This window comes from Verrucomicrobiia bacterium (genome assembly GCA_019634635.1).
Classification (GTDB): domain Bacteria; phylum Verrucomicrobiota; class Verrucomicrobiia; order Limisphaerales; family UBA9464; genus UBA9464.
Genome location: JAHCBB010000034.1, coordinates 37,413 through 50,042 on the forward strand (window position 1 = coordinate 37,413; position 12,630 = coordinate 50,042).

General features: G+C 67.2%; 13 protein-coding genes. 1 reads left to right on the forward strand and 12 read right to left on the reverse strand.

The annotated features are described in order from the left end of the window. Positions 1-13: 13 nt before the first annotated feature. The 9 genes from KF791_17475 to KF791_17515 all read right to left on the reverse strand — a co-directional run bounded on the left by KF791_17475 (position 14) and on the right by KF791_17515 (position 9,169). Complete coding sequence (locus KF791_17475) at positions 14-1,714, reverse strand: AAA family ATPase (GenBank protein MBX3734369.1); 1,701 nt, start codon at positions 1,712-1,714, stop codon at positions 14-16. 123 nt (positions 1,715-1,837) lie between these two features. Beyond that, the gene (locus KF791_17480) at positions 1,838-3,289 is read right to left on the reverse strand and encodes a ThuA domain-containing protein (protein ID MBX3734370.1); all 1,452 of its coding nucleotides are present in this window, start codon (positions 3,287-3,289) and stop codon (positions 1,838-1,840) included. After that, positions 3,280-4,095: a PQQ-dependent sugar dehydrogenase gene (locus KF791_17485; protein ID MBX3734371.1), complete on the reverse strand. Its 816-nt coding sequence runs from the start codon at positions 4,093-4,095 to the stop codon at positions 3,280-3,282. Before KF791_17485 ends, KF791_17480 begins: the two co-directional genes overlap by 10 nt. Before the next feature lie 33 nt (positions 4,096-4,128). Next, positions 4,129-4,374, reverse strand: coding sequence for a hypothetical protein (locus tag KF791_17490; GenBank protein MBX3734372.1), 246 nt, complete (start codon positions 4,372-4,374; stop codon positions 4,129-4,131). Continuing rightward, positions 4,371-5,894: a proteasome accessory factor PafA2 family protein gene (locus KF791_17495; protein MBX3734373.1), complete on the reverse strand. Its 1,524-nt coding sequence runs from the start codon at positions 5,892-5,894 to the stop codon at positions 4,371-4,373. Before KF791_17495 ends, KF791_17490 begins: the two co-directional genes overlap by 4 nt. Continuing rightward, a complete protein-coding gene (locus KF791_17500; protein ID MBX3734374.1) occupies positions 5,891-6,652 on the reverse strand; it encodes a hypothetical protein in 762 nt (253 codons plus the stop codon). Before KF791_17500 ends, KF791_17495 begins: the two co-directional genes overlap by 4 nt. Continuing rightward, the gene (locus tag KF791_17505; GenBank protein MBX3734375.1) at positions 6,649-7,443 is read right to left on the reverse strand and encodes a proteasome subunit alpha; all 795 of its coding nucleotides are present in this window, start codon (positions 7,441-7,443) and stop codon (positions 6,649-6,651) included. Before KF791_17505 ends, KF791_17500 begins: the two co-directional genes overlap by 4 nt. Before the next feature lie 14 nt (positions 7,444-7,457). Next, the gene (locus KF791_17510) at positions 7,458-7,631 is read right to left on the reverse strand and encodes a ubiquitin-like protein UBact (protein ID MBX3734376.1); all 174 of its coding nucleotides are present in this window, start codon (positions 7,629-7,631) and stop codon (positions 7,458-7,460) included. A gap of 2 nt (positions 7,632-7,633) precedes the next feature. Then, positions 7,634-9,169 carry a proteasome accessory factor PafA2 family protein gene (locus KF791_17515; GenBank protein ID MBX3734377.1) on the reverse strand — a complete coding sequence of 512 codons (1,536 nt, stop codon included), beginning with the start codon at positions 9,167-9,169 and terminating at the stop codon, positions 7,634-7,636. A gap of 236 nt (positions 9,170-9,405) precedes the next feature. Here KF791_17515 and pgm point away from each other — a divergent pair, with 236 nt between their 5' ends. Further along, complete coding sequence (gene pgm, locus KF791_17520; GenBank protein ID MBX3734378.1) at positions 9,406-11,046, forward strand: phosphoglucomutase (alpha-D-glucose-1,6-bisphosphate-dependent); 1,641 nt, start codon at positions 9,406-9,408, stop codon at positions 11,044-11,046. On the opposite strand, the gene tnpB is transcribed toward pgm, so the two are convergent. From tnpB to KF791_17535, 3 genes are all read right to left on the reverse strand, one after another. Then, positions 10,962-11,531 (reverse strand): IS66 family insertion sequence element accessory protein TnpB, encoded by a 570-nt coding sequence (gene tnpB, locus KF791_17525; GenBank protein MBX3734379.1) that lies wholly within the window; start codon positions 11,529-11,531, stop codon positions 10,962-10,964. The two genes, pgm and tnpB, sit on opposite strands and share 85 nt — an antisense overlap. Next, positions 11,528-11,899, reverse strand: a complete 372-nt coding sequence (locus tag KF791_17530; protein MBX3734380.1) for a hypothetical protein — start codon at positions 11,897-11,899, stop codon at positions 11,528-11,530. Before KF791_17530 ends, tnpB begins: the two co-directional genes overlap by 4 nt. A gap of 67 nt (positions 11,900-11,966) precedes the next feature. Further along, positions 11,967-12,630, reverse strand: a 664-nt coding sequence (locus KF791_17535; protein MBX3734381.1) for a hypothetical protein, incomplete at its 5' end; no start/stop codon positions are given.

The window sequence follows — 12,630 nt, forward strand, 5'->3', positions numbered from 1 at the left end:
TGCAGCCAGCGCTTCACACCACCCCGGCCGCCCCGCGAACCCGGGGGCGGACCGGGCCCAGGCGGACCACGTTCTCGGGATCGAAATCGGTGAGCTTGAGCCAGTCCTCGGTCAGATCGCCGGATGGGAACAGGTCGTTCTCGGAGTGCTCCCGCTCCAGCGCGGTCCGCAGGTCGTCCCGCGTGATGCAGGCGCCCGCATCCCCGGCAATCGCCCGATGGAGCGCCAGGCTCTTGGCACGTTCCACCACGGCCGCAATCACCGCGCCGCTCGCGACATCCCCCCGGTGCAGCACTTCGCGACGGCCGCTGCGGAACACCACTTCCAGAAACTCGGTGGACGCCACCCGCGCATAGTGCGCAGCGCTCACCTGCGCGGCCAGGACCTCGCGTGGTTCCGCCAGCGGCAGGGTGTCGCGCAGGTAGATCTCATAGATGCGCCGTGCGCCGGGTTCATCGGGACGCCGGACGCGGATTTTTCGGTCAATCCGGCCCGGACGCAGGATGGCGGGATCCATGAGGTCGGGCCGGTTTGAGGCCAGGATCACCACGACGTTGGACAGCGGTTCGAGTCCGTCCATCTCGGTGCAGAACATGGGCACGAGCGTGGAGGAGAGGTTGTAGGACCGGTTGCCGCGCCGCGTGCCCAGGAGGCTCTCGGCCTCGTCAATGAAGAGGAAGGCCAGTTGACCCTCGCGGGACCGCTCCCGGCACTGCGCGAAGAGGTCCCGGACCTGGCGCTCGCTCTCGCCGACCCACATGTTGAGCAGCTCCGGGCCCTTCACGTGGAGAAAGAACTCCGGGTGATCCTTTCCGGTCTGGACCCGCAACTGTTCCCGAAGGTTCCAGGCCGTCGCCTTGCCGAGGAGGGTCTTGCCGCAGCCGGGCGGCCCGTGGAGGAGGAACCCCTTCGGCACCGCATGATCGAAGCGCCGGAACAGGTCGCGATGCAGGAACGGCAGCTCCACGGCGTCGCGGATGGCCTGCACCGCCTCCTCCTGGCCGCCGATGGCGGCCCACGGAGTTGGCGTGACCTGCTCCAGGGAACGTTCGATCCGGCGTCCCATGCCGAGCACCTCCAACGCCACGCGCTGCGTGGGATCCAGCCGGAGTTCCATCCCGGGCTTGAGCTTCTCCTTCACCAGCAGCGTGGACCGGATCACCACGGTGCCGTTCATCCCCCCCTCGCCGCCCACCCGAATGCGCCCGTCGGCCAGCGCCTCCTCGACGCGCACCGCCGGCCCGCTGCGATCGAATCCGAGCGCGCGCACCACCGCGAACGCCTCGTTGCAAAGGACCCGCTGCCCGGTTTCAAGGCCGTCCAGCGGGATCGCCGGATCCACGCGGCACACGTAGTCGGATCCGCCGACGCAGACGCCGGCAAGATCGGGCTCGATTCGGGCGAGGAAGGTTCCCACCCGGAACGCGGGCGCTCGCAGCTTCTCGACGATCTCTTCATACTTCTCCAGGGCCACACGCGACTGATCGCAGATCTCCTCCATTCCCTCGACCCGACGCCTCAACTGGCGGAAATCGGCGCTGGCCTCCGGGTCGGAACGGGCCCGGGCCGCGATGTAGTCCAGGATCTGCAGTGTGGACAAACGTTCCAGCTGCTCTGGCGACAGCACGGACTCCAATGGCGGAGCGGTCCGCGGTTCCGTCGCTTCGGTTGCGGACGCCGGCTCCCTTGGCGCCCTTTTCCGATTTTCCGCCATGACCGACGTTAGGATCGGGTCATTCCTTTGCAACCGGAGATGCGAAGTCTGCGGATCATAATGCAGCGGATTCGAAGGGACCGGAGTTCCCGGCGGCGATCAGTCGGCGACAGCGAGGGCGTCTCATGCGGACACCGGTCGTCTGGCCGTCCAGGCAATACCCCGGACGACGAGGACGCGAAACAACGGGTCGTCGAGAGTCCAGGAGTAATGTCCGGGAATGCTGGCGAATACGCGTCCCGGTCCCCGTTCAAATGTCCAGACCAAAGGCCGCATCGCGCCGTCCACGGCTGCCGCCGCCAGCACCTGGACACTCTCCGTTTCGCCGATGAGCGGCCAGTAGGGTTCGTCGAGAAGCTGGATCCGGTCGGGGAGCCCGACGGTCAGCGGATGGCCGGAGGAGAGTTGCAGCTCGAGCAGCCGGGACCATCGCGACTGCCAGCGCGGGTAGTCATGTTGTCCCGGCCCGTGGTCCTGCCGCGAGGCGACGAGCACGATGTGCGCGGGTCGGCTGCTCCCGTGTGGCGACGCCACTCCCTCCGGATCTGCAGCCAGGAAGGCCGCCTTGCGGCCGCCCATTGCAATCATCGAGGCGATCTCAGCGCGATCCCGGATCGGCGGCATGTGACGCAGATAGGTCAACAAGTCGGCAACCCCCTCCGCCGACAGGCCATCGAGGAGTCCTGACGGCATCAGGGACACGCTCGCGGGTCGCCGCTCGCGAATTGAGGACGAGCGAACCACGCGGGATTCGCCGGTCACGCCGATCAGGCGAAGCGCGTCATCTCCTGAATGCCTCACAAATCCTGTGAACTCGTCCCCTCCCTCGATCCGCAAATGGTAGCCCACGTAGTCCGGGTGAATGGTGGCGTCGGGCTCAACGATGTCCCTGAGAATTTCTGAAGCCTCCCGGGCGGCGAGGTGGTCCAGATCGGGCCCCTCCCCGCCGCCGTCCCCCCGGAGGCGGTGGCACGCGGCGCATTGCAGCTTGGAAAACAGTTCGCGGCCCCGCTCATGGTCTCCTTCCCCGAAGGCCAGATCCCTCCTTCCCCCAACGGCCTGCGCGGGACGGGCTGGCGGAAGCTCGCAGGCCGTCAAACGGTATTCCACCGTCATTTCGCCGGCCCCGCCGCTCCCCGAAAGCGGCAGGGTCACGACGCCGCGTCCGGGTCCGGCGTGCGGCGTGGTGGTGAGGACCAGTTCTTCGCCCCCTTGGAGCGCGGCCGTCAGGATCTTTGCCCGATACTTTGGCGTGGCCTCCTGTTGATTCACGGCGGCATAGGGAGGTTTGAGGATTTCCCAGCGATCCCCTGCACGCACGTGTTCGCCATGGACGATTTCCAGTCCCGCGAGGACACCGATGGACTCCGGGCGCACCGGGCGGTCGAAGCGGATCCGGACCTCCTCCGGATGTGCTGCGACCGTCTCAAGCGGTTGCGGCGCGTCGGGGTCCGAGTACCGGATCCGGAGCAGCCACCCCTGGCCCGTTAGGCCCGTGCCCCAATCTGGAAGTCCCCCATGTCCGCTCAGATACAGGTCGCCCCGAGGAGAAACGGCCAGATCGGTCACCAGCATGCCCAACTTGGCGATCGGGACGTCCTCGCCGGTGTACCCCCCGCCCCGCCCCGCAGCCGCACCCGCCAGAGCGTGCCGCGCGATTGCCCGGCGACCAGGGCGTCGCCCCGCCAGGATGCGGGTCCGAAAAGCGCCTGCCCGGGTGATGCCGGGGAGGCTGCGGCGGGCTCATTGAACACGAAACCGCAGGCCGACTGGTGTTGGGGCGCGAATCCGACCACGGGTGGCTCGCTTCGGAGGTCCGGGAGCCATTGGGGATGTTGCGGGGGGAATCCGTAATGAAGGCCGCGCCGGATGAAATTCAGTTCGTCGAGCGGATTCCCACCCGGACACCAGGTTTCGCCTTCCTGATCCGTGCAAAACAGGTCGCCCGCCCGATTGAACCGGAGTTGGAACACCACGCGAAGGCCGGTCGCCCAAGTCTCGCGACGGCCGGTGACCGGATCCATCCGCTGAATGGATCCCCGCGCCCCCTGCGGATCGTACAGGGAGACCACGGCGTCCGGATCGGCAGGAATGGGACGTCCCATCGCCGCGAGCGCGCCGCGCTCCTCAGACGTCAATGAACCCGCCGGCTTCAGCCGGTACGGATTCGCGTAGTTTGCCGTGAGCAGGGCAAAGTAAATCGCACCGTCCGGACCGACCGTCACCCCAGTCGCATCCACGTTGCCGGAAGCGGAGTCCTTGTCCGGCCACCCGGAAGCAACCACCTCCTCGGAGTCAGCACGTCCATTCCCACTGGAGTCCCGAAGCAGCGAGACTTTGCCACTGGAAGACACGTAAAGCCCCCGCTCGGTCCAGCACATTCCGACGGGCACGGTGAGCGTATTCCGGTCCCATCAAGGATCCGCCCAGTCTTCGAGGCCGTCGCCGTCGCGATCACGAAGGCACCAGACGCGCCCATCGTAACCCAGGGCGGTCAGGACCCCATCGGGCGCAAACGCCAGGTTGTTGATGTTCGGTAGGCGAACGGGAAGCCATTCCGCCGTGAATCCGGGAACCAACAGTCGGACCTCCGGTTCGGCGCCTGCGAGCGCCGCGCCAAGGATGGACACCAGGCCCGCCAGCAGGAGTCGGAAGTTCATGAGGACATTCGGCCGCTGCCCGGGAGCCTTTGGCAATCATCCGGGGCCGATCCGTCGTCGGCCACCGTGGGGAGTGACGAGGGAGGATCCGACGATGTGGGTCCGGTGCCAATCGCGCGCGGTGAACGACGCGCCCGAGTCTCCAGGGCTTCGGCCAGCCAGCGGTCGGCCTCTGCGAATCCAGACTCGAAGGGATCCAGCAGCAGCAGGGGGTTCATCGCCTCGGTGTCCACCATTTCCCAGTCCACAAAAACCGGCAGGCCCTCCGCGGACAGGCGCCGCATCAGATACGACCGCACCGCCGCCCGCGTGTCGGCAGGGGGTTCGCGTCGTGCCTGCTGCACCCGCTCCGCCGCCGGAGCCCAACGACAGCCCGGGGCCGCAAGGCTCCGTCCCAGACCCCTGGCGGGGTCGGTATGGTGAAACTCGAGATCCTGGGATCTGAGCCAGGGCGAGTCCCAGTCCACACCCTCCGCGGCCATAAACTGGAGGAACAGCCACCGTTTGGTGATCCAGTCCACCGTCCCGACGAGTGTGTCCGGCGCCGCGCCCAATCCGTCCAGCGCCTCTTTCCAGGAGGCGAGGAGTCGGTCCGTTTCGGCGTCGCGCCCGCCAAATTCTGCGGCGGCCGCGCTCCGGTAGCGGTCGAGCACCTCAAGGGCATCCGCGGCTTCACCGGAGGCCAGGTCCACCGGCCACGGACCGCCGGGGTTCGCCGAGATGCCGCGAAAGGTCCCGACGGCATCCAGCAGGGCCACCGGCGGCAGGTGATTGATCTCCAGCAAATCCAGCACGAGCGAGGTTGTGCCCACCTTCAGGGCCAGCGTCGCAGGCAGCACGCTGGTGTCGCCGTGGAGCAGGTGCAGGCGGCGGAAGCGCCGCGCGTCGGCCAGCGGTTCATCCCGGGTGTTGATGATGGCCCGGTTGAATTGCACCCACTCGAAGAGGTCGTTCTGGATGAAATCGGCCCGCTGCGAGATTTGGAAGGGCGCCACGACGCCAGCGGATGCGCTCAACTCCCCGGCCGCAAGCCCGCCCACCTTGCCGGCGCCGCTGTAGAGCACCCGCAGGGTCAGGAAGGCCAGAAGCGACAGCACGTTTTGCTCGGTCAACGGCGCAGTGCGGCGCACCAGATAGTTCTCGTGACAGCCAAAGGTGGCCCCGGAGTAATGGTCCACATTGTTTCGGATGAACCCGACGCGGTCGCCCAGATGCAGTGCCCGCACCGCCTCCCAAACCAGCGCATCGGCCGCCGCGTCGTGCGCAACGAGGTCGTCAAGACCGAGGCACTCGGCGGTGCACAATTCCAGGTGCCCCATGTCCATGTAGGCGCGTCCACCGTTGAAAAGAAACCCGCCATTGCCGGCCGGTTCGTCCCAGTCGCGCTGTTGCCGGTCAATCAGCCCGTAGCGTCCCCCCAGGAAGAGCCAGTCGCGAATGCGGCGGACGGTGTCGTGGCTGCCGGTGGCCTCCTCCACGAGGCAGCCGTACTCCGTCTCAAGGCCGGCAAGGCGGGTCACGGCTGGGGGGCGCTCAGGGCGGGTGGCGCCATGGGGATCCATTCATAGCGTGCGGCTTTTCCGGCGCCGCGTCGCAACCAGGCCAGTTCGGGCGTGCGCCCGGCTGGAGGGAAACGCGGGCTTTCCCCCGGGACTGCTCCCGGAGCCCCCGCGCTGGATAATGATCCTCCCTTCTGGAGGCGTTCCCAAGCCTCCAGAAGGACGCCGATTGCCGCCTCCCGACCGGTCACCCCGGCCAGCGCATCCTCGAGCCACCGGGCGGCGGACCGCTCGACGTCGGGATCCGGTGCCACCACCGCAATGCCGCCCTCGCGCGCAACGAACGTGCCGTCAAACCGCAGCCGCACCAGCAAGTCCCGCGAGGCCACGGAGGCCACCTCGACCAACAGGAACTCGGCGAGCACCGGTGCGGAGAACAGTTGCTCGAAGGCCTGCTTGATCTGCCCGCTCAGCCCGTAGGCGACCAACCGTCGCAGACTCACGTCCTCGGGCGCGCGGGCGAACGCCTCGAGGTGGGCGGCGTCAATCGCCGCCTGACGCACCCGTTCGATGTCGGCCGGGTGCCCAAGCGCGGCCATGGCCACCCGGTCGTGGATCTCAAACACCTTGGAGACCCCCCCGCCCATGCCGACGCCCAGCAGGAGCAGGCCATCCGGCAGGGATACGGCAAAGCACGGAGACCCATCCTTCAGCTGTTCGCGGACGTATTCGCGACGGTTCCCCATCGCCTCCAGCCATCGGTAGGGTTCCTCAGTCATGGGGCCAACGCCTCCGCCTGCGCAGCGTCATTCACGGACTCCACGCCTTCCGGACGCAGGATCTTGAGGGTGGCAAACTGTCGGGCGGCCGGGTTGACCCCGCCGGTGGCCGAATCGAATTCCGACGCCACCGCGAGCAATCGCAGGGCAAAGGTGATGGCCTGCCGGTCCGACATCGCCGCCGGTGCGGGATCCCCGTAGCGTTCCTGAAAGGACAGAATGCTCCGGATGGTGCCGCTGCCGCTGCCGCTTGAGGCGTGGTGAACCGCCTGGAACTGGGCTCCCAATGGGTCGTAAAAGAAGATTCTTGGCGCCGGGGGATTCACCGTCCAGTCCACCCCCGCGAACAGGGGCACCACAATGCCGACACCCTGCAGGGTCATCGGCAGGTTGTCCCGAAGCAGTCGCGCCAGCGCCCGCACCTTGGCTGGCAGGCTCAGGGGCTGGAGCTGGCTGCGCCGGTAGTATTCGAACGAGGTCTGGAGGACACGCGCCATTTCGAACGCCGTGGCGGGGACGCCGGCAATGGCCAGCAACGAGGTGTCGTCCAGCTCGATGATTTTCTCAACGCGGTCGGTGACGATCTGGTTCCCGGCCGTCGCCCGCCGGTCTCCGGCCATCAACACCCCGCCCGAAAAATGGAACGCGAAAACGGTGGTGGCCCGTGTTTCCTCCGGGGCTCCGGCGGCGACCCGGGCCATCGGCGCCACGGCGCCCCGCTGCAACAGGCTGAGGAAATCCCCCGGAATGGAGACCGGAGCCGCCGGGACGGCGGCGGGCTCCGACGTCATGCGGGGTCCCGGGTTCACTCGCCGGTGCGCTGCCGGTAACGTCGTGCCTGGTCCGGATCCACCTTGCGCATCCGTTCCAGCAGGTTCTTGACGTCGGGCTTGTCCACCTTGGGGGAGCCGGGACCGGAACCCTCCCCGCCGCCGGAGGGGGGGGCTGGGAGCCGCGGCTTCTGGAGTTGCTCTGGCATTTTCAGGAGTTCAACAGGGTTTTCAGCTCGTCGGGCGACGCCGCCCTCAACACGGCGTCATGGTAGCGTCGAAGGTCCGAAGGCGCGAACAAATCCAGGAGAGACACCACCACCAAGCCGTTCCGGCCGCGCAAGGTGACGTGATCCCACTGTGCGGAGACCACCGCTGGCCCGAACTTGCGAATGCAGGCGCCTCGAATGAGCGCCCGCGTGGTCTGAGGCGGATGGGTCAATGCCAACGTGGCGGCCTCCGGTGCGGGCACTCCCTGGATGCCGCCCGCCTGCTCGAGTCCGAAATAGAGCCCGGAGGCCAAGTCCAGATGGTGGTAGGCCAGATCCAGGCTTCGCAGCCATGGGTCGTCCGCGGCGAGGGACTCCGACCGCTGGAAATCGAGGATCAGTGAGCGCTTGGCCACCCAGTCCAGCCGGTCGGCACACTGCGCGGGATCCCCTGCGAGATCCGCGAGCACACGATCCCAGTCTGCCAGCACCTCGCGTGTTCCCGGACGGGATGGGTCACACCAGCGTTGCGCTGTTTCGAGGTAGTTCCGCTGGATCTCGATCGCCGTCGTGGGGCGTCCGCCGGAGCCGCGGACCTCCCAGCGGAACGCTGGATCACGCGAGATGGCTCGCAGGGCCCCAAGCGGATCCTCCAGCGCGGGCCAACTCTGCGGATCTCGCGAGGCTGCGGCTGCCACCAGCGCCTCAAGGACCAGCGCGGTGGTGCCGACTTTGAGCCGGGTGGCGAAGGGCTGGAGGTTCGCATCCCCGAGGATCACGTGAAACCGCCGCCAGCGATGACGGTCCGCGTGCGGTTCGTCACGGGTGTTGATCAGCGGGCGGCGCTGCATGGTGTCCACGCTCTGCCGCTCGGTGAAGAAATCGGCGCGCTGACTGATCTGAAACCCGGGGCCGAGAAACCGGTCCTCGTCCTCAATGCCAAACTTCCCCGCCCCGGCAAAAACCTGACGGGTCACCAGGAAGGCCTCAATTCCGCGCACGAGACTTGCCCACGGCAGCGATCGCGGCAGCAGGTAGTTTTCGTGGCAGCCGTAACTATGGCCGCGAAAATCCGAGTTGTTTTTGTAGAGCAGCACCGGACCAGACCGCTCCCCGGCCAGTGTGGCCGCGCAGCGCATGACCAGTTGATCCCCCGCCCGGTCGTGTGCGGCCAGTTCGTCGAGGGTGCTGCATTCCGGCGTGCAATACTCCGGATGCGCATGGTCATTGTAGAACCGGGCGCCGTTGGAAAGCACCAGGTCGCTCTTGATTTCCGCGAAGGTCAGCGGACGTGCCTCATCCTGCGCCCGGTAGCCCGCCTCGTCGGTGTCCTGGCGGAGTTCCCGGACCCGGAAACCGCGCATGTCACGGTGCGGATCCTCGCAGCCGTAGTCCCAGCGCATCCGCACCCCAGGCGAAGCCGCGGCGCGGACCAACGCGATGGACTCCGCCACGACGTCGTAGGACTCGTCCGTGTCACGGGCGATTCCGTACTCCGTCTCCAGCCCGAAGAGGATGGGGGGCGTCGTTTGCGTCATGAGGCGATCTCCCGACGGCCGCACAGGACACCCCTTCCCACGATGCAGCAAGCCGCAACGTGCCGCCCACGGGCGACCCGCCACCGTCGCCGGCCGATTCGAGCCCGGCTGGGACGGAATCCCCCATGCCGGAGCGTCCCAATGGTGGGTCTCGGCCCGCAGAAAATCGTGACGGCCTCCAGCGGACTGGCCCATCGTTCGGCCGCACCGGTGGACCTGCCGGTTGCTCATTTGCCATGCCCCTCTCTCCACTCGCCGGAAGGCCCGCGCCCCGCGAACTGCTCGTGGACCTCAATCGCCTCGAACGGGACTACTACCAGAAGTCCCCTGATCCGTCCGACCCCAACCAACGGGTCAGCTTCGGCACCAGCGGCCACCGGGGCACCCCGGGCAGCGGCACCTTCAACGAGGCCCACATCCTCGCCATCACCCAGGCCATCTGTGAGTACCGCCACGCCCAGGGCACGACCGGCCCCCTGTACATGGGCATGGACACCCACGCTCTCTCCGCCCCGGCCCAGCGCACGGCTCTCGAGGTGCTCGCCGCCAACGGGGTCCACACGGTGATTCAACGGGACGGGGGCGTCACTCCGACGCCGGTCATTTCCCGGGCCATTCTGGTGCACAATCGGGGACGCACCTCGGGACTCGCAGACGGCATCGTCATCACTCCGTCCCACAACCCCCCGGAGGACGGGGGGTTCAAGTACAATCCGACCAATGGCGGTCCGGCCGACACCGGGGTCACGCGGTGGGTGCAGGACCGGGCCAATGAGCTGCTGGCCGCAGGCAATACCGGGGTCCGGCGTGTGCCGCTGACCCGCGCGATGGCGGCACCCACCACCCACGAGGAGGACTTCGTCCGGCCCTACGTTGAGGACCTCCGGAATGTCATCAACATGGAGGCCATCCGATCGGCCGGACCTCGCCTGGGGGTGGACCCCCTGGGTGGTGCCGCGCTCCCCTACTGGGAGCCGGTGAATGCGACTTACGGGCTCGACATCACCGTGGTCAATCCGCGTCTCGACCCCACGTTTGCGTTCATGTCGGTGGATCACGACGGAAAGATCCGGATGGACTGCTCAAGTCCGTATGCCATGGCCGGCTTGGTGGGATTGAAGGATCGCTTCCAGGTGGCCTTTGCCAACGATCCGGACTCGGACCGTCACGGCATCGTCACGCCCTCCTCGGGTCTGATGAACCCCAACCACTACCTCGCGGTGGCCATTGACTACCTGCTCGCGCACCGGCCGGGCTGGTCGCCCGGGGCCGTGGTGGGCAAGACGCTCGTGAGCAGCGCCCTCATTGACCGCGTCGTCGCCGCGCGCTCGCGATCGCTGTGCGAGGTGCCGGTCGGGTTCAAATGGTTCACCCCCGGCCTGTTCGATGGCTCGTTCTGCTTCGGCGGCGAGGAGAGCGCCGGCGCCAGCTTTCTGCGGCACGACGGCACGGTCTGGAGCACCGACAAGGACGGCCCGATCCTGTGCCTGCTGGCGGCGGAGATCATGGCAGTGACCGGGCGCGATCCCGGGCAACATTTCGAGGAACTCGCGGCACGCCTTGGACGACCGCACTACACCCGCCTCGATGCCCCGGCAACGCCCGCCCAGAAATCGCGGTTGCAGAAGCTGGCGCCCGAGGATGTCCGGGAGTCGCGTCTCGCCGGGGACGCCATCACGGCAAGGCTGACCCGGGCGCCGGGAAACCACGCGCCCATCGGCGGTCTCAAGGTCTGCACGGAGGCCGGATGGTTTGCCGCGCGCCCCTCGGGCACGGAAGACATCTACAAGATCTATGCCGAGAGCTTCCGCAGCGCGGAACACCTCGACGCCATCGTGTCGGAGGCCCGCCAGATCGTCGCCAACACCCTTGGGTAACGGTACTGAAACCAGGCAAGGCGCCCGCGCTCACCTCCAGCAGGGCCTGGTCCTTCACCGCCACGATCCCACCTGCCTCGACCTCGAGACCGCTGGCTACTGAGTCGTGGCTGCGATCGTCCTGGACCGATTCGAGCGTCTGTTCGGCCAATTCCAACGCCGGGACAAATCTGTGCCATCCCCCTCCAATCCACCGCGGCCACCCCGGCCCGAAGCCCCCCCGCGTCCCGATTTTGGAAATTTTCGCGGTACCCGTGCTTGCCGAGGCAACACAGCCGTTTCTGGAACAGCCAAAAGCCCTGACCGTCATACACCAGCAGCTTGAGCGCGCGCCGGTTCCGGCTGCGGAAGATGAACAGCGCACCGCTCAGGGGATCGCTGCCCAGCGCCGAACGACACAGCGCGGCCAGTCCATCAATCCCCTTGCGGAAGTCCACCGGCTCCACCGCCACCAACAGGCGCATCTGCGGGGTGATCTGGATCATGCAACGCCCCTCCAACACTGCGCCACCAGCCGCTCGAGCGCTTCCCGGTCCCCGCCCAACTCCACACGCAGGCTGCGGCCACCCCCGTCCTCCAGCACGATCCGGTATCCGTCCGCCGTCGCCACCGATGTCGGTGGCCGCGTCAGCTCCACAAACTGAACCTTCGGCGTTCCGCCAGGCCCCACCCCGCTCTGCGCCTCGGTGATCCGCCGCAGCCGGTGATAGCCCAGACCCAGCTGCAGGGACACCCGGCTGACCCCCTCCCGCCGCGCCAGCGCCCCCGCCGCATCCCAGAGCGCCTCCGGCAGGCGGCATCGCCCACCGCGCTGTTGTCGCCACCCCTCCAGTTGCGTGCTCAGGGTCTCCAAATCCGTTCCGCAGAATCGTTCTCGTTACATAGGCTGCCCAGCAGCCTACCCTCGCACCCCACGGCGCTCACCCTCGCTTGCCGAAGCAACACCGCAGATCGAGCACGGTGATGAAGTTGAAGGGGCCCGCCAGATAGGTCGACGTCCCGTCTAGTTCCACATCGTAAACCAGATTCGGGCCGCAAGTCTGGGTCAGAATTTTCGGATTGGCCAGGTCATTGATGACGATCACCGTCAGCACCGGATTGGGGTTGGGCTGGTTGCGGAGGGTTCCGCCGGCCACGTAGGCGATGACGTTGGTGACAACCGAGGTCTGCTGGGGTCCGCGCAACGGGATGAAGCCAAGCTGCCGGTGGACGGCGATGTTCGCGACGTCCACCACCACGATCCCGGATTTCTCCCGCAGGCAATAGGCGGTGTGGTTGACCAGCGAGACGCCGATGGCGGACTCCTTGAGCTCGGGGGCCAGGGATATGGACCCCACCTGCTTGAAGCCGGCCGCCTGCGAGGCAAAACTTGACAGCGCGAAAAGCAGGCCGCAGCGCACCGCCCGGCCCATTGATGAAAAACTCATTCTGGCTTCACTATTTCTGCGGTTCTCATCGCACCGCCCGGTAGAACGCCCGGCCGACGATCGGATTCGGACCCGCGAACGGCCCGCTGCTGCCGGTCTGTTCTGCAACGTCCCCGCCGTCGCGATCAGAAGTGCAAGCACATGGCCGATATATTGT

Bases quoted from the DNA above. Each gene is read 5' to 3' on its own strand.
- tnpB (MBX3734379.1), bottom strand. From the start codon at position 11,531: ATGATCCAGATCACCCCGCAGATGCGCCTGTTGGTGGCGGTGGAGCCG.
- KF791_17510 (MBX3734376.1), bottom strand. From the start codon at position 7,631: ATGCCAGAGCAACTCCAGAAGCCGCGGCTCCCAGCCCCCCCCTCCGGC.
- pgm (MBX3734378.1), top strand. From the start codon at position 9,406: ATGCCCCTCTCTCCACTCGCCGGAAGGCCCGCGCCCCGCGAACTGCTC.
- KF791_17500 (MBX3734374.1), bottom strand. From the start codon at position 6,652: ATGACTGAGGAACCCTACCGATGGCTGGAGGCGATGGGGAACCGTCGC.
- KF791_17475 (MBX3734369.1), bottom strand. From the start codon at position 1,714: ATGGCGGAAAATCGGAAAAGGGCGCCAAGGGAGCCGGCGTCCGCAACC.
- KF791_17490 (MBX3734372.1), bottom strand. From the start codon at position 4,374: ATGAACTTCCGACTCCTGCTGGCGGGCCTGGTGTCCATCCTTGGCGCG.
- KF791_17505 (MBX3734375.1), bottom strand. From the start codon at position 7,443: ATGACGTCGGAGCCCGCCGCCGTCCCGGCGGCTCCGGTCTCCATTCCG.
- KF791_17485 (MBX3734371.1), bottom strand. From the start codon at position 4,095: ATGTGCTGGACCGAGCGGGGGCTTTACGTGTCTTCCAGTGGCAAAGTC.
- KF791_17515 (MBX3734377.1), bottom strand. From the start codon at position 9,169: ATGACGCAAACGACGCCCCCCATCCTCTTCGGGCTGGAGACGGAGTAC.
- KF791_17480 (MBX3734370.1), bottom strand. From the start codon at position 3,289: ATGCTGGTGACCGATCTGGCCGTTTCTCCTCGGGGCGACCTGTATCTG.